Origin of the sequence: Sulfurovum sp. UBA12169 (assembly GCA_002742845.1) — a bacterium.
Lineage (GTDB): Bacteria > Campylobacterota > Campylobacteria > Campylobacterales > Sulfurovaceae > Sulfurovum.
This window is the reverse complement of the sequence record DLUH01000001.1, coordinates 494,405-509,609: the sequence shown is the minus strand read 5'-3', so window position 1 is coordinate 509,609 and position 15,205 is coordinate 494,405. Positions and strand designations below refer to the sequence as shown.

The window sequence follows — 15,205 nt, the reverse complement described above, 5'->3', positions numbered from 1 at the left end:
GCTAAAATTGGACTTTGTTCAATTTTTGAGCATAAATTAGAAAGAAAATTAGATGGATAAAGCAAAAATATTAGTAGTGGAAGATGATGCCAATCTCAATGAGACTATCGCTGAGTTTCTTGAAGAGGAAGGCTATGAAGTAATTTCTGTGCATGACGGACATGAAGCTCAGGAAAAATTGTATGAGAGTCCTTATGATCTCTTGCTTTTGGATGTCAATATCCCAAAAATAAATGGCTTTGAGCTTTTGAGAGAAGCTCGAGAAAACGGAGTGACGGCACCAGCTATTTATATTACCTCTATGAACTCCGTAGATGATTTAGAAAAAGGATTTGGAAGCGGATGCGACGACTATATCCGAAAACCGTTTGCGCTTAAAGAGCTGAAAATACGAGTCGACACCCTCCTTAAAAGAAGTTTTTTTCACGCATCGAGTGAATTGATGCCTATTTCTAAAGAAATTGCCTATAATATTAAGAATAATGAGTTAATCATTGACGGTAAAGCAGTCGGATTGGGCAATAAAGAATCGAAACTTTTAAAACTTTTTATGAAGCATGAAAACGAGGTGATTGTACATGAGCGCATTTATGAGTATTTATGGAATTTTGATGAAGAGCCCAGTGATACGGCATTGCGTACGTATATCAAGAATTTACGAAAAATAATAGGCAAGGACAGAATTGTTAGTGTTAAAAAACAAGGGTACAAGTTCATTGCTGAAAAGTGAAAAAAAATCTTTATTTCGATTTTTAGTACTTTATATGGCAATGGTTATATTGATGATCACGCTTCTTTCTGTTTTTTACTATCAAAGCCAAGAAAAACTTATGCTTGCACAAGAAAGGGCAATACTTTCAAAATATGCTTACATCCAAACCAAAAGATTGAAAGTCCTGCATCATTTTTTTGACGAGAGGACAACCTATCCGCGCGACCCCCGTTTTAGATCTGCCATATATGATAATGAATTCGTAAAGATTTTTTCTTTGATTGAAGAAAAAAATATCAATTTTGATAGAGAAATCTATATTGCAGGCAATATGATTCATTTTATTGAAACATTAGACAATTATTATTTGGGTGCAAGATATTTGGTTATTGAAATTGATGATGATACGGGATGGAGAACGGAAATATGGAAACGTATTTTTGGGTATGGATCGGCTATATTTATCTTTTTTATGCTTTTTGGCTTTTATCTTGCTAAGTTGTTTTTGAAGCCTATGCGTGATTCGATTGTATTGCTTGATAGGTTTATTAAAGATACTACCCATGAGCTTAATGCTCCGCTTTCAGCCATTCTTGCAAATATTGAAATGATGGATATGGACGTGATGGCAGAAAAAAATAAAAAGAGACTGGCCCGTATTAATATCGCCGCAAAAACAGTTTCCACACTTTATCAGGATTTGACTTATTTAACGTTGGAGCATGAAAGACGCAATGAAGATGAGCTCGTAGAAATTAAGCCATTACTGGAAGACAGGGTGGAGTATTTTAATGTTTGGATCCAGTCTAAAAAATTAGAATGTCTTATGGATATGGAAGATGTAGCAATTGTGATTGATAAAAGAAAATTGACACGCGTGATTGATAATCTTATTTCCAATGCGATTAAATATAATCAAAGAGGGGGAACTATCGGTTTTGAGCTAAAAGAGGGAATGTTGATGGTTTGGGATACCGGCATTGGCATAGAAAAAGAAAAAATTCCTTTTATGTTTGATCGCTATATGCGCTTCAATGAAAGCGAGGGAGGATTTGGCATAGGACTAAGTATCGTGAAAAAAATCTTAGATGAATATCATATTTCCATTGAAGTCGAATCGGAAATAAAAAAAGGTACGAGGATAATCATAAAATGGTAAAAAAATTTTTACTTCCAATAATAGTGATAATGTCATGGGGGATTGCCGAAGATGCTTATGAGCGCCACTGTGTGTCATGCCATGCACCGCTTCCAACTTCATTGCAAAGAATGTTTATGAATTATTTGCTTGTATATGGAGGCGAACATAATTTTAAAGCAGCCCTTAAACATTATCTGCGTTATCCTTCCAGAGATATTTCTGTCATGCCTGATTTATTTATAGATAACTTTGGCATCAAGGAAAAAAGCGCTTTAAGTGATAAAGAGCTTGATGAAGCAATAGATATCTATTGGAATAAATTTAAGGTTTTTAATAAACTAAAGTAGGTATTATCAATTGGTTTGAAAAAAGAAATGGGAAAATCTTAAAAAAAAGAGAAGAGAATGAAAAAGTTAAACCTTTTTTTAGCATCAGGATTGCTTGTGGGAATGACCTCTTTTTCCAATGCTGAAGTTGGGTCAAAAATTGAACAAGGACAGAAACTTTTTAAGAAAAAATTACGTAAAGCGTGTAAATTTTCAGGCATTAAATTCGCCAGATATCATACGCAAGAAGAGTGGGAAGAGTTTTACGAGCAAGCGAAATTTCCAGAAGAAGCAAAAAGGATTTGCCCGAAATTAGATCTAAAAACGATTAAGCCTTCGTGGTGGGAGCCTATCTATGAATTCACTCGAGAATATGGAGAGGGAGGGGCCCATGTACCAAAATGCTAAACAGCATTTTATTGTAACTTCTTGAAGCAATTTTTATTGAATTGCTTCTTTTTTTTCTTTTATCTTCACAATATTTTCACAATTTCATGCTAAAATACCGAATCTTAAAAAATAAAGGATAAGAAATGACTAAAATGACTAAATTGGCACTTACTGCATTGCTTGGTTTTGCTGTACTTTCAACAACTGCATCAGCGGACTCAAAAAAAGGACAAAAGCTTTATATGAAAACACTTAAAGCACCGTGTGGTATGTCAGGAAGTAAATTTGCAGCAACTCACACTCAAGACGAGTGGGAAGAAATCAATACTGCCGGTAAATTTGAGGAAGAAGTAAAAAAAATCTGTCCTAAAGCAAGCATGAAGCCAGCCCATGCAAAAGATATTTATGATTTCGCATACGAATTTGCATCCGATTCAGGTAACGTACCAAGCTGCTAATATCAAATAACTTAAAGTTTCAGAAGTTATAATTTTAACTTTCAAAGCTAAGGTCTGGCGTTGCACAGATCTTAAGCAAGAAGGATGGGTGGCAAACCCCGAGAGGGGGATGCTTGGACAAGAGGCAGGGAAGAGGAATGTTACTCTTCTTCAAGATAAATTTTAACAAGTTAAAAAGGAACTTAGAATGAAAAAAATTGCAATCACAATGTTACTTGCAGGTAGTACACTTCTTATGGCAGATGCTGCGGCAGCGTATGCAAAATGCGCAGGATGCCATGGAACAAACGGTGAAAAAGTTGCACTTGGTAAATCTGCTGTTATTACCGGACAAGACGCTGCTAAAACAATCGAGCAACTTAATGGCTATAAAGCAGGTACACTTAACCAGCATGGCATGGGTGGACTAATGAAAGGTCAAGTTGCATCATTGGATGACGCAGCGATCAAAGAACTTGCTGATTATATTGCTGCAATGAAATAATCATTTTACCTTATTCCAAAAGCCATAAAATTTTAGGCTTTTGGAATCCTTCTTTTTCGTAGTTACTTTCTATTGATTAGCATAGTTAGTAAATAATACTTTATCTGCATATCCGTAGGTATCCATTTACTTGAGTTTTGGACAAACGATAACAATCAGCCTCCACACATGCATGATAATTACAACAATTAGATACAATTTAAAAATCTTATATATGTTTGAGAATACCAGGCGTAATTTTCAATAAACGTGTATATATGCAAGGCTTGAAGGTAAAAAATGAGAACTCAAGAATTTTTATATATTATTATACTGTTTTAGGCAGAGTGATGTTGTTTTTTCGTGCATTGGGTGCAGGTATTGTTTTTTTTGTTGTTTCTTCCGGGACTGTTAAGGCAGATAATGCTGCTGATGCCCTGATGTATCTTAATACTTTGCGTGAACATAGCGGCCTGGTTAGGTTAAAATCTAATGCATTGCTTCAGAAGGCTGCCGCAAATCATGCACGCTACCTGATAAGGCATCAAGACGGCGGACATTATGAGCGGCTGGGCATGACGGGGTTTACAGGCGTTACTCCTTCTGATAGGGTAGTGCACGTCGGCTATGCATCTAAAGCTGTGATGGAAAATGTGTCTGTCAATACAGATACGCCTCAAGAGTCTGTCGATACCCTTTTTGCGGCTATTTATCATCGATTTGTATTTTTAAATTTTGATAAAGACGAAGCAGGTGTAGGCTATGCATCTAAAAAGGAAAAAAAAGGATTTTTCTCTTCCTATGTTTATAATCTTGGATCAACTGCAGCAAATACACTTTGCAAAACAACCCATCCGATGCAAAACGGCGTATATTATATGCAAAACATATGTAAAAATATCTCTCTTGCGGTACCAAAATCTCTTTATGAGCAAAAAGAAAATGAGATACGCAAAAAAAACAATAACATAATAGTTTATCCTTATGCAAATCAACGCAATGTGCCCCCTGTTTTTTTTGACGAGTCGCCCGATCCTTTGCCCGAACATAAAGTCAGCGGCTTTCCTGTAAGTGTGCAATTCAATCCTGCTATATATCGCCAAGTAAAGCTTAAAAGATTTCAACTTTTTGATGCCAATGGCAAAGAAATCAGTAAGCGAAAAATTTTAACTTATCAAAATGATATACATCGTCGTTTTACTCCTTTGCAGTTTGCCTTGATGCCCTTGCAAAGATTGGAATATAGCAGGGTGTATCGTGTAGAATTTGAAGCTTTGTGTGATGGAAAAACTATTAAAAAATCATGGAAGTTTACCACGTTAAGGCCAAAAGGAAAGCTCTATAAAATTACAAAAAAGCAAACAACTCTGCAGGTAAAGAAGGGAGAGAAAGTCATTTTTTATTTTGAACCCAAGCACCCAAAAGATTTGCTTGAGTGTGTTTCTTATACTACGGGGATAAACATAGGCTGTATAGATCAAAATACGCTTTGGGTAAAAGTTCCCCCCAATTTTCCAGACAAAAGCTATACGCTCAATACAAAAAACAGAAGCGTAAAACTCCTGATAGATTAAAGCGAGGCCTTGAGCCCGTAAAAATAATTTTGTATCGCAAGAATGCTTTTATTTCCGAGTTGATCCATGAAAGCTTCAAACTTATCTTTTTCTTTCCAGACAGGATTTTTAACATTTGCCAAGAGAGCAAGTTGAGTTTTGGCGGCGCTCATTGTACCTATTTCATCTATCAGGCCCGCCGTCTTGGCTCGCATAGATGAGAAGATATGCGCGTCTGCATAGTCGGCAGAACTGTTGATATCCAAGCCTCGCGCCGCAGCAACATCCTGAACAAAAAGTGTATAGGTATCGTGCGTTAATGTTTCAAGTTCTGTGCGCTCCTGTTGAGTCCATTCTCTAGTGGGAGTGCCGGCTTCTTTGTAGGTACCTTGTTTAACAATTTGGGGCTTGATGCCAATTTTATCCATCAGCTCTTTGATGTTGGCACTCTCCATGATAACACCGATAGAGCCAACAATCGCCCCCGGGTTGGCAATAATTTTATTGGCATAAATAGAGCTGTAGTAGCTGCCGCTTGCCATAATCCCGCTGGCATAAGCAATGACCGGCTTATGCTGTTTGAGCTCTTTGATGGCATAAGCAATCTCCACCGAAGGAGGAACGGAGCCTCCGGGAGAGTTGACATTAAAAAGTACGCCTTTGATGGAGGGATCTTTTTGTGCTTTTTCAATTTGTTTGACAATATCATCCGCATCTAAAATAGGTCCAAAAAGGTCAATTTTTTGAAGATTTGCCGGATTCAGCGGCGCAGATTCTGGCATAAGAACAGCAAAAGCGATGAGTAAAAAAAGCATACCAAAAAAATGTTGGCCTATCCATTTGATAATGTTTCCCAATGTTTTAAACATATTGCTCTCCTTCTATGTGCACTTGTGAAGCCTCTTTGGTGTGCAGAATGGTCCAAAGCGGGATTTCCTCTATTCTTTTTGGGGAATCCGGAAGAGTAATAACGGTAAAGTCCGCCAATCTGCCCTGTTCTATCTTGCCGCAATTAAGATGCAATATTTGTGCGGCATTTGAAGTGATAGCTTCTATCAGTTTTGAAGCCAAGCTTTTGAGTTCGAGATGTTCGTGTATCATAAGTGCTGCTCTAAGTTCATCAAAGATTGAAAGAGTGTTGTTGGAGCTAAGTCCATCCGTGGCAAGGGAAAAAGGAAGATTTAGTTTTTCTAATGCAAGTCTTCCGCATCCTAGATAACGATTGGATCTCGGGCAATGCGCGATAGAGTGTCCTTGTTTGCTTAGATGATTTAACTCTTTTTCATCGGCTTGTGTGCAATGGGCAAAATGAGTAGGGTATTCATCAAATGTTTCTATAAATTCTTTAGCCGCAGTAAAAGGCCTGCTTTGATTGAAATAGGTTTCAAAAAAAGGTTTAAATTCTCCGTCTCCCTGATCCAGCCATGATCTTTCAGCAAAACTCTCAAGCAAGTGTGCGCTAAGGGGATAATGATTTTCTTTGGCAAGACTGACAATACGTCTAAGCGCAACCGGATGGACCGAATAGGGTGCGTGTATTGCTATCGCGGGAATAATTCGATCTTCTTTGTGGTTGCATGACGTTTTGAGCCGTTCCTGAAAATCGGCATAAAGTATATCAATATTTTGAGGATTGCTTCCTATAAATTCATTAAAAAAGACGACTCTTTGGGGGGCCTTGATGCAGACTTCCAGCTCCAATCCGAAGCTTGAAATTGCACCAAAAGAAGTGATACCTGAGCGAAGCATCTCTTCGCAGGCATGTTGCATGATGTGTGTATTGCAGCCCTTGGTTAATGCATCGCGATCATCTATGACTGAGTATAGCCATGGAATGAATGAACCGTACTCCAGTGTGGTTTTGTTGGAAGAAAATTCAAGATGTACATGGGTGTTGATGAAGCCCGGATAAAGTACGGAATGAGGTTCTGCGGTAATCAGTTTGGCATCGGGATATTTTTGTTGCAACACTTCCAGGGGAGCTATTTCGTTGATGGTTTTGGTAAATGCGATTGCATGATTGCTCAAAAAACCAGCAGGTGTGTAGATATAGTCAGCCGCGATTATTTTCATAAATGCTATCCTTTAATACTATGTTAGATAAAATAATACCCAAAATAAATAAATAAGGTAATCCAATGAAAATCGTCGTTATCCAAGGTCCAAATCTTAATATGCTAGGTGTGAGAGAGCAAAATGTCTATGGCTCAATGAAGCTAGAAGATATTCATGCGCAAATGAAAGCATATGCAGATCAAAATAAACTTGAAATCGAATTTTTTCAAAGCAACCTTGAAGGTGAAATTGTAGATCGCATTCAGGAGTGTTTGGGAGATGCGGACGGCATCATCATCAATCCTGCAGCCTATACCCATACTTCTATCGCAATTCGTGATGCAATATCAGCAGTACAAATCCCGACTATAGAAGTGCATCTTTCAAATATCCACCAAAGAGAAGAGTTCAGACATGTTTCTCTTACTGCTCCGGTATGTGCGGGCCAAATTGTAGGGATGGGACCGTTTGGCTATCATTTGGCAATGATAGGAATGAAGCAGATACTTAGTGAAGTGGCTGCAATGAGAGCGCGTGTTCAAAAAGCACAAGCTCAAGCAAAATAGTACTTTATTGAGAAGATAGCTTTTAAAATAATTAGCCCTAAAAGACCAGACTATGAATTATATGCTCAAAGATGAAAATGCTATCTATTATGAATGCGGTTATAGTTGCGATAATGCTCTGTACCTGCGACTGGGAAGCGAAGCTTTTTTAATTACCGACAGCCGCTATATGATTGAGGCGCAAGAGAGTGTGAGGGATGCACAGGTCGTTATCGATAGTGATCTGTATGGGGCGGCCGCAAAGCTTTTGGAAAAATCAAAAATAAAGAAGATCGTTTTTGATCCCAAAGAATGGACGGTAGCAGGATATGAGAAAATAAGTTCACATTGTAAGATCGCTTTTAAAGCGGTTGCAGATTATTCCCACAAAAAACGCATTATCAAAAGTGACGATGAGCTCAAAATTCTCGCTAAAGCTGCCAAGCTTGGAGCCAAAGCGTTTGATAAGTTGGCCAATGTTTTCAAGAAAGAAGGTGCAGGTAAAGATGAATTTCATCTCACCTATATGGCAAGATCTGCTTTGAGCGATTTTGGAAAGCGTGAGCTTAGTTTTAACCCTATTGTGGCAATCGGAGCCAATGCGGCCAAACCGCATGCTATGCCGACGCATCGAATTCTTCGCAAAGACGATCTTTTATTGGTAGATGCAGGTTTAAAATATAAACGATATTGTTCGGACAGAACGCGTACCGTGCGGTTTGATAAAAATTTTGCTTTCAATACCAAGCAAGCTTTTGAGAGCAAAAAAAGACAAAAAGCTTACGATGCAGTGCGTAAAGCGCATGACAGTGCGATTACGCAGGCACGTTCCGGGATGAAAGCCGCAGAAGTAGATGCTTTGGCGCGGGATATTATCACAAGAGCAGGATTTGGAGAATACTTTGTTCACTCTACGGGTCATGGCGTAGGACTTGATATCCATGAAATGCCTTATATTTCAAGCAAATCTGATGCAATCATTGAGGACGGGATGGTATACACTATCGAGCCGGGAATTTATATACCGGGTAAATTCGGTATTCGTATCGAAGATATGGTAGCAATGGTTGACGGAAAAGCCATTGTGTTGGAAGGGTAGCGTATGCTAAAAAAGCATCTCGATAGTTGCAATACATTAATCACGACACCCTGTTTTCCTTATGGGTCATCGCCAAAAGGCGGGCGCAAAGCATTGCTCGGTATTGGAGGCAATATGGGAGACACGGTGCGCCGTTTCAAACATTTGTTTTGGTATTTTAATCGTTCAGCTTTTATTCATATACTTCAGACGGCACCCATCTTAAAGAATCCGCCTTTTGGATATACACAGCAGGAAGATTTTTACAATACTTTAATGGCGGTAGAAACTTTTTTAACGCCTAAGGCATTGTTGCGGTATCTATTGAAAGTGGAGAAAGTTTTTGGTCGTAAACGGCTTTTTAAAGATGGGCCAAGAACGCTGGATATCGATATCATATTTTATGAAAATGTGAAAATGAAAACAAAAACCTTGACACTGCCTCATCCGGGATGGGTGCAAAGAGACTCAGTATTGATCCCTTTGGCGTATATGGGGCAAAAAAGAGATAAAAGAAAAACTTTCCCAAAGAGAGCATGTCCGTAAGAGAGAAGAGTATCAATGAGAGTCTCTATTTCTTGCTGAAAAGAATTTAATGATAAAGGTAGCGGTATGATAAATGAAACATTTGTAGCCTCTGATCCAATCAGCGCATACGAACAGGCCATTAAAAAATATGGAAACAATGTGACGTTGGTTTCTGCTAAACAGATACAACACGAAGATGGAAAGTTGCGTAGCGAAATTGTTATTGAAGTTGCAAAAAATCTTTTTATGGAAAAATCTTTTGGAAAGTTGCCAGCAAGCAGTGCTATCGAGGAAGTCAAAAAGTTGTTTTTAGACAAAGGAATCTCTTCTGTTTGGCTTGAGATGATACTTGAGTCTCTTGAAGAAAATTCTATTTTGGAGGATAAGCCGCTTCTTGTTTCCTATCTTGTCGGAGAGATCGATGAGGCTTTAAAAATAAAAGAAGAAGACCTCTCATCTCCCAAGGTGATGATGCTTGTAGGTCCTACGGGTGCCGGAAAAACTACAACAATTGCGAAATTGGCCGCACGTTATGCTTATTTGATGGACAGGCCCTATAAGGTTGCCCTGTTGAATCTTGACAATTACAAGGTGGGTGCGGTTGAACAATTGGAGCATTATGCGGATATTATGCAAATAGAGCATGTATCGATCAGCTCCACGGATGAATTCAAGAAAAATCTTGAACGTTTTGCCGCTTATGATGTGATTTTAATTGATACTGCAGGCATGTCTCCTTATGATACGCGTAAATTCATAAAGACGATAGGGTTTGTTTCCTGTGACGCTGCAAAAAAGATCGAAGTTGCTTTGGTGCTGGCGGCAACAGTCAAATATGAGGATATGGAAGATATTTATAAAAATTTTTCTTTTTTAAATCTTGACAGTGTGATTATAAGCAAGTTTGATGAAACAAAACACTTTGGAACACTTCTTAATTTTATGTTGCTGTACGGATTGCCTATGAGTTATTTTTCCGTAGGACAGGAGGTGCCGGACGACCTTATGGTTGCAGACAAAGAGTATCTTCTGGAGCAATTTATCGGAGATATTAATGAAAACTGAAACACAAGCGGTTCGTTTGGCAAACATGATGCAAAAACGATCGCTTTACCCCGAGTACGAACTTGCTCTGCCTTGGGTTCAGATAAAAAAAAGTGCACTCAAAAAACTAAGCGAAGGCGATGTGCTGCTTTTAGGGCTTGACAGTCTTAAGATGATACTTGTAGACGGCGAAAAGAGCATCGCCGGCGTTAGATTGGAAGCTATGCATCAAAATAGTGTAGAAATCATTTATTTAAATGAAGAGATACAGAAGTTGGCATGTGAAAAAAAGTATAAAATTCTTAAATGCTCTTTTGGTTTTGTTCAAAGCAGAAAACTCGAGATAGGACACAAAATGAGTATTTCGTCGTTAAATTTGAAAGAGGTGGCACTTTTTGTGGAACAAGCCTGCATAGCAAAAGGTTTTTTGGTTAATGCGGATGAAGAGATTGCTATAGAGATAGCAAAAGTGAATTAAAATGAAAAAAAAAGTATTGGTTGGAATGAGCGGAGGCGTTGATTCTACAGTCGCGGCTATTTTGCTTCAAAAAGAGGGATATGAGGTGGAGGGTGTCTATATGAAACTCCATCATAAAGAAGGGTATCATGAGCAAAATTTTGCCAAAGCCAAACGCGTTGGTGAATACCTCGGAATCAAAATTCATTTTAAAGATCTCTCTGAAGCGTTTCAAAAAGAGGTGTATGATTATTTTGTGGAAGGCTATAAGCAGGGATTAACGCCAAATCCTTGCGTGATGTGTAACAGAACTATAAAATTTGGAAAAATGCTTGGGTTTGCAGACAGCATCGGAGCGGATTTTGTGGCGACCGGACATTATATCAGGTGCGATGGAGAGTTCATTTATGAGGCCGATGATCTCAGTAAAGATCAGAGTTATTTTCTTTGCGAAGTTAAAAAAGAGGTTTTGCCTAGGTTGATTTTTCCATTGGGTTCATGGAAAAAAGAGGATGTCAAAGAGTATGCTGCGCGCATCAAGGTACTTCAAGATTTTGCCGTACAAAAAGAGAGTTCTGAAATCTGTTTCGTGGAGAATACGTATGATGAGGTGCTAGCAAAGCATATGAATATAGATATGCCGGGTGAAACTGTAGACGTTGAGGGCAATGTTGTGGGGACACATAAGGGATACATGCATTATACGATAGGCAAAAGAAGAGGATTTTTTGTCAATGGCGCCCATGATCCGCATTTTGTGTTAGATATCAAACCGGAAAAAAACCAAATCATCGTGGGAACAAAAGAAAAGCTTGAAGCGGATGCCTTTGAAGCAAAACAGATCAATCTTTTTTGGGAAAAAAAGGAGTTTGATTGTAAAGTTAAGGTGCGCTACAGAACGAAAGCAGTTTCGTGCCATGTCATTATAGAAAACGAAAGAGCCAAAGTGATTCTCAATGAACCGGTCTTTGGATTGGCCAAAGGTCAGATTGCGGCATTTTATGATGAAAATAAACTAATAGGGGGAGGAGTCATCTGCTAAGAAAGATCGCATTTGGCTACTCTCGCGAAAGATCTTCATCTTCGGGTTTTTTTCATTTCTTTCTAAAATTTTGGAATCCTTTTCTTTCCGGACCGAGGAGATCCAAAGCCAGTTGATTAAAAAATAGATCAAACTTGAAATCACAATAGAATAAAAAGCGGTTCCGACATAAAGGGGCACAAGTATGTCTGAAAAATGTGTGGTAAACCATTCCACGGTAAGCTCTATGTCCTGGATGCCTTCGCGCCCCAGGATGAAATTGCCTGTCAGATATTCTATAAAGTAAACTATAGGCATAGTAAAGGGATTGGTAAGCCAAACCATAGAGATGGCTATGGGCACATTGAAGCGCACAAAAGGAGTAGTGGCAACTACTGCAAGCATTTGCATCGGCATGGGAATAAAAGCCCAAAAAAGTCCTACAAATACACCTTTGGTTACCGTCTTTCGATTGATAGAAAGGTAGGTTTTCGGAAGATTATATTTGTCTAAAAAAGTATCTATTTTGCTTTTTTCGGATGACTTTTTTTTAAAGACTTTACGTATCATGCCGCTCCTGATAAAATAATTTGCATAAGTGTAGTGTCGCGGAGCTTTAAATCACCTTTTTATCAAGTTTGGTGTAAAATACATTCCAATAAATAGACATAAAGGTATACACCCATGAGTGGATATATGATTTTTTCGGGGACTTCTAACCCAGAGCTTTCTCAGCAGATTGCAAACTATCTTGAAATGCCTCTTTCAAAAGCAACAATCAATCGATTTTCTGATGGCGAGATTAATGTGCAGATCGCAGAAAGTGTGCGCGGTAAAGATGTGTTTATTGTGCAGCCTACTTGTGCGCCTGCAAACGATAACCTCATGGAACTTCTTATTATGACCGATGCGCTTAAGCGTTCTTCTGCCAAATCAATCACCGCAGTCGTTCCTTATTATGGGTATGCCAGACAAGACAGAAAGGCCGCGCCTAGAGTTCCGATCTCTGCAAAATTGGTAGCTAATCTTATGGAAACAGCCGGAATTACCCGTATGGTAACCGTCGATCTGCATGCTTCTCAAATCCAAGGATTTTTTGATATACCTGTAGACAATCTTTATGGAGCTATTTTATTTATAGATTATATCAAGGCAAAAAATCTTCCAAATCCCGTCATTGCATCTCCGGATATCGGAGGTGTAGCAAGAGCAAGATATTTTGCAAAAAAATTAGGTCTTGATATGGTTATTGTCGATAAGAGACGCGAAAAAGCCAATGTGGCAGAGGTGATGAATATTATCGGCGATGTAAAAGGCAGAGATGTCATTTTGATTGATGATATGGTTGATACGGCAGGAACCATGCTCAAAGGGGCGGCGGCACTAAAAAACCTTGGCGCAAATTCAGTCATGGCGTGCTGCACACACCCTGTACTTTCGGGTCAAGCTTACGAGCGTATCGAAGAGGGGGATTTGGATGAATTGGTTGTGGCAAATACGATTCCAATGCAAAAACAATCACCTAAGATTAAAATGCTTTCTACGGCCTCGATGCTGGGGGAAGTGATACGAAGAGTACATAACAACGAGAGTGTAAACTCGCTGTTTGAGACAAATTAATGACAAAAACAGTACCTCAGTCTCATATCCGCAATTTTTCGATCATTGCACATATTGACCACGGAAAATCAACTTTAGCTGATCGTATCATACAGGAGTGCGGAGCGGTATCGGAAAGACAGATGTCCTCACAGGTCATGGATACAATGGATATCGAAAAAGAACGCGGCATCACCATTAAGGCGCAAAGTGTTCGATTGGATTATAAGAAAGATGGGGAGGACTATATCCTCAATCTTATCGACACTCCGGGTCACGTTGATTTTTCATATGAGGTGAGCCGTTCTTTGGCTTCCAGTGACGGTGCATTGCTTATCGTGGATGCGGCACAGGGTGTAGAAGCTCAGACGATAGCCAATGTCTATATTGCCATGGAAAACAATCTGGAACTTTTGCCCGTCGTCAACAAAATAGACCTTCCTGCCGCTGATCCGGACAGGGTGCTGGCCGAACTTGAAGAAGCCATAGGAATCGATGCAACAGAACATAATCTTGTTTCAGCCAAAACAGGAGAGGGGGTCAAGGCCCTTATTGATTCTATCATTGAGCGTATACCTGCGCCCAAAGGAGACGAGCATGCGCCCACTAAAGCACTGATTTATGACAGTTGGTTTGACAACTATTTGGGGGCGCTTGCTTTAGTGCGCGTGTTTGACGGGAGTATTAAAAAAGGACAGATGGTTAAAGTTATGGGGACAAAAGACGAGCATCAGGTGCTTAATCTCATGTATCCCAATCCTATTGCGCCAGCCAAAACTAACGAGATCCGTACCGGAGAGATTGGTATTGTGGTGATGGGGTTAAAAACAGTAGATGCCCTTCAGGTGGGTGATACGGTCACTGATGCAAAAAACCCTACCGCAGAGATGATTGCAGGATTTGAGCCGGCAAAGCCTTTTGTGTTTGCAGGAATCTATCCCATAGAGACGGATAAATTTGAAGATCTGCGTGATGCGCTGAACAAACTTAAGCTGAACGATTCTTCTCTCAGCTTTGAACCGGAAAGTTCGATGGCGCTTGGCAGCGGATTTAGAACAGGTTTTTTGGGAATGCTGCATATGGAGGTGGTTAAAGAACGGCTCGAACGTGAATTTGACTTGGAGCTTATCGCTACTGCTCCTACGGTAGTGTATCGTGTGAAGCAAACCAACGGAACAGAGCTTGAGATACAAAATCCCAGCGAACTTCCTGAGCCCCAAAAGATAGATACGATTTATGAGCCCTATGTCAAAGCGACGATTCTGACACCTCAGGAGTATGTGGGAAATATCATTAAGCTGCTCAATGACCGTCGAGGAATACAGATAAAAATGGACTATTTGAGTGAAATACGCGTGCTCATGGAGTATGATATTCCGATGAATGAGATTGTAATGGATTTTTATGACAAGCTAAAATCCATAACAAAAGGTTATGCGAGTTTTGATTATGAGCCTATCGGGTTTAGACCGGGGAATCTTGTCAAGCTTGATATCCGAGTAGCGGGAGATATCGTAGATTCTCTTTCGATCATTGTACCAGAAGAGAAAGCGCGCACAAGAGGACTTGCTTTTGTGGCACAACTTAAAGAACTCATCCCCAGACAGCTTTTTGAGGTGGCGATTCAAGCAAGTATCGGCAATAATGTCATTGCACGAAGCAATGTCAAATCGATGGGAAAAAATGTTACGGCAAAATGTTACGGTGGAGATATTACTCGAAAAAGAAAGCTTTTGGAAAAACAAAAAGCAGGAAAAAAACGTATGAAATCCATCGGTAAGGTTGAAGTCCCGCAAGAAGCATTTATGGCCGTATTGAAGCTTGAGGGCTGATGA

At 39.4% G+C, this 15,205-nt stretch carries 18 protein-coding genes; 15 read left to right on the top strand and 3 right to left on the bottom strand.

The features are described 5' to 3' along the window. Positions 1-52 precede the first annotated feature (52 nt). The 7 genes from CFH81_02710 (at position 53) to CFH81_02680 (ending at position 5,064) form a co-directional block, all read left to right on the top strand. Positions 53-730 carry a two-component system response regulator gene (locus CFH81_02710; GenBank protein DAB41222.1) on the top strand — a complete coding sequence of 226 codons (678 nt, stop codon included), beginning with the start codon at positions 53-55 and terminating at the stop codon, positions 728-730. Next, the gene (locus tag CFH81_02705) at positions 684-1,871 is read left to right on the top strand and encodes a two-component sensor histidine kinase (GenBank protein DAB41221.1); all 1,188 of its coding nucleotides are present in this window, start codon (positions 684-686) and stop codon (positions 1,869-1,871) included. Before CFH81_02710 ends, CFH81_02705 begins: the two co-directional genes overlap by 47 nt. Continuing rightward, the gene (locus CFH81_02700; GenBank protein ID DAB41220.1) at positions 1,865-2,200 is read left to right on the top strand and encodes a hypothetical protein; all 336 of its coding nucleotides are present in this window, start codon (positions 1,865-1,867) and stop codon (positions 2,198-2,200) included. The genes CFH81_02705 and CFH81_02700 overlap by 7 nt, the downstream gene beginning before the upstream one ends. A gap of 57 nt (positions 2,201-2,257) precedes the next feature. Beyond that, positions 2,258-2,587, top strand: a complete 330-nt coding sequence (locus tag CFH81_02695; GenBank protein DAB41219.1) for a hypothetical protein — start codon at positions 2,258-2,260, stop codon at positions 2,585-2,587. Positions 2,588-2,712: 125 nt separating this feature from the next. Continuing rightward, complete coding sequence (locus CFH81_02690; protein DAB41218.1) at positions 2,713-3,027, top strand: cytochrome C; 315 nt, start codon at positions 2,713-2,715, stop codon at positions 3,025-3,027. A 187-nt stretch (positions 3,028-3,214) separates the two neighbouring features. Beyond that, entirely contained in the window at positions 3,215-3,511 is a 297-nt protein-coding gene (locus CFH81_02685; GenBank protein ID DAB41217.1) for a cytochrome C, read from the top strand. Positions 3,512-3,768: 257 nt separating this feature from the next. Beyond that, complete coding sequence (locus CFH81_02680) at positions 3,769-5,064, top strand: hypothetical protein (GenBank protein DAB41216.1); 1,296 nt, start codon at positions 3,769-3,771, stop codon at positions 5,062-5,064. On the opposite strand, the gene sppA is transcribed toward CFH81_02680, so the two are convergent. Further along, complete coding sequence (sppA, locus tag CFH81_02675; protein ID DAB41215.1) at positions 5,061-5,912, bottom strand: signal peptide peptidase SppA; 852 nt, start codon at positions 5,910-5,912, stop codon at positions 5,061-5,063. The two genes, CFH81_02680 and sppA, sit on opposite strands and share 4 nt — an antisense overlap. Continuing rightward, positions 5,905-7,116 (bottom strand): chlorohydrolase, encoded by a 1,212-nt coding sequence (locus CFH81_02670; protein ID DAB41214.1) that lies wholly within the window; start codon positions 7,114-7,116, stop codon positions 5,905-5,907. The genes sppA and CFH81_02670 overlap by 8 nt, the downstream gene beginning before the upstream one ends. Before the next feature lie 65 nt (positions 7,117-7,181). Here CFH81_02670 and aroQ point away from each other — a divergent pair, with 65 nt between their 5' ends. The 6 genes from aroQ to CFH81_02640 all read left to right on the top strand — a co-directional run bounded on the left by aroQ (position 7,182) and on the right by CFH81_02640 (position 11,792). Further along, positions 7,182-7,664, top strand: coding sequence for a type II 3-dehydroquinate dehydratase (aroQ, locus tag CFH81_02665; GenBank protein DAB41213.1), 483 nt, complete (start codon positions 7,182-7,184; stop codon positions 7,662-7,664). A gap of 52 nt (positions 7,665-7,716) precedes the next feature. Further along, a complete protein-coding gene (locus tag CFH81_02660; GenBank protein DAB41212.1) occupies positions 7,717-8,742 on the top strand; it encodes an X-Pro aminopeptidase in 1,026 nt (341 codons plus the stop codon). 3 nt (positions 8,743-8,745) lie between these two features. Beyond that, positions 8,746-9,267, top strand: coding sequence for a 2-amino-4-hydroxy-6-hydroxymethyldihydropteridine diphosphokinase (gene folK, locus CFH81_02655; protein DAB41211.1), 522 nt, complete (start codon positions 8,746-8,748; stop codon positions 9,265-9,267). Between the two features lie 66 nt (positions 9,268-9,333). Beyond that, positions 9,334-10,314: a flagellar biosynthesis protein FlhF gene (locus CFH81_02650; GenBank protein ID DAB41210.1), complete on the top strand. Its 981-nt coding sequence runs from the start codon at positions 9,334-9,336 to the stop codon at positions 10,312-10,314. After that, positions 10,304-10,771, top strand: a complete 468-nt coding sequence (locus tag CFH81_02645; GenBank protein DAB41209.1) for a hypothetical protein — start codon at positions 10,304-10,306, stop codon at positions 10,769-10,771. Before CFH81_02650 ends, CFH81_02645 begins: the two co-directional genes overlap by 11 nt. Before the next feature lies 1 nt (position 10,772). Then, a complete protein-coding gene (locus CFH81_02640; GenBank protein DAB41208.1) occupies positions 10,773-11,792 on the top strand; it encodes a tRNA 2-thiouridine(34) synthase MnmA in 1,020 nt (339 codons plus the stop codon). Here CFH81_02640 and CFH81_02635 read toward each other — a convergent pair. After that, on the bottom strand, positions 11,766-12,341 hold the full coding sequence (locus CFH81_02635) for a flagellar biosynthesis protein FlhF (protein ID DAB41207.1): 576 nt from the start codon (positions 12,339-12,341) through the stop codon (positions 11,766-11,768). The two genes, CFH81_02640 and CFH81_02635, sit on opposite strands and share 27 nt — an antisense overlap. 114 nt (positions 12,342-12,455) lie before the next feature. On the opposite strand from CFH81_02635, the gene CFH81_02630 reads away from it, so the two are divergent. Then, positions 12,456-13,391, top strand: a complete 936-nt coding sequence (locus tag CFH81_02630; protein DAB41206.1) for a ribose-phosphate pyrophosphokinase — start codon at positions 12,456-12,458, stop codon at positions 13,389-13,391. Further along, positions 13,391-15,202, top strand: a complete 1,812-nt coding sequence (locus tag CFH81_02625; GenBank protein ID DAB41205.1) for an elongation factor 4 — start codon at positions 13,391-13,393, stop codon at positions 15,200-15,202. Before CFH81_02630 ends, CFH81_02625 begins: the two co-directional genes overlap by 1 nt. Positions 15,203-15,205: the final 3 nt, after the last annotated feature.

What these genes read in the sequence shown, in the direction of transcription:
- CFH81_02635 (DAB41207.1), bottom strand. Translation starts at nt 12,341, where the DNA reads ATGATACGTAAAGTCTTTAAAAAAAAGTCATCCGAAAAAAGCAAAATA.
- CFH81_02700 (DAB41220.1), top strand. Translation starts at nt 1,865, where the DNA reads ATGGTAAAAAAATTTTTACTTCCAATAATAGTGATAATGTCATGGGGG.
- CFH81_02625 (DAB41205.1), top strand. Translation starts at nt 13,391, where the DNA reads ATGACAAAAACAGTACCTCAGTCTCATATCCGCAATTTTTCGATCATT.
- CFH81_02680 (DAB41216.1), top strand. Translation starts at nt 3,769, where the DNA reads ATGCAAGGCTTGAAGGTAAAAAATGAGAACTCAAGAATTTTTATATAT.
- CFH81_02690 (DAB41218.1), top strand. Translation starts at nt 2,713, where the DNA reads ATGACTAAAATGACTAAATTGGCACTTACTGCATTGCTTGGTTTTGCT.
- CFH81_02645 (DAB41209.1), top strand. Translation starts at nt 10,304, where the DNA reads ATGAAAACTGAAACACAAGCGGTTCGTTTGGCAAACATGATGCAAAAA.
- CFH81_02630 (DAB41206.1), top strand. Translation starts at nt 12,456, where the DNA reads ATGAGTGGATATATGATTTTTTCGGGGACTTCTAACCCAGAGCTTTCT.
- CFH81_02670 (DAB41214.1), bottom strand. Translation starts at nt 7,116, where the DNA reads ATGAAAATAATCGCGGCTGACTATATCTACACACCTGCTGGTTTTTTG.
- CFH81_02660 (DAB41212.1), top strand. Translation starts at nt 7,717, where the DNA reads ATGAATTATATGCTCAAAGATGAAAATGCTATCTATTATGAATGCGGT.
- CFH81_02685 (DAB41217.1), top strand. Translation starts at nt 3,215, where the DNA reads ATGAAAAAAATTGCAATCACAATGTTACTTGCAGGTAGTACACTTCTT.
- CFH81_02640 (DAB41208.1), top strand. Translation starts at nt 10,773, where the DNA reads ATGAAAAAAAAAGTATTGGTTGGAATGAGCGGAGGCGTTGATTCTACA.
- aroQ (DAB41213.1), top strand. Translation starts at nt 7,182, where the DNA reads ATGAAAATCGTCGTTATCCAAGGTCCAAATCTTAATATGCTAGGTGTG.
- CFH81_02710 (DAB41222.1), top strand. Translation starts at nt 53, where the DNA reads ATGGATAAAGCAAAAATATTAGTAGTGGAAGATGATGCCAATCTCAAT.
- sppA (DAB41215.1), bottom strand. Translation starts at nt 5,912, where the DNA reads ATGTTTAAAACATTGGGAAACATTATCAAATGGATAGGCCAACATTTT.
- CFH81_02650 (DAB41210.1), top strand. Translation starts at nt 9,334, where the DNA reads ATGATAAATGAAACATTTGTAGCCTCTGATCCAATCAGCGCATACGAA.
- folK (DAB41211.1), top strand. Translation starts at nt 8,746, where the DNA reads ATGCTAAAAAAGCATCTCGATAGTTGCAATACATTAATCACGACACCC.
- CFH81_02695 (DAB41219.1), top strand. Translation starts at nt 2,258, where the DNA reads ATGAAAAAGTTAAACCTTTTTTTAGCATCAGGATTGCTTGTGGGAATG.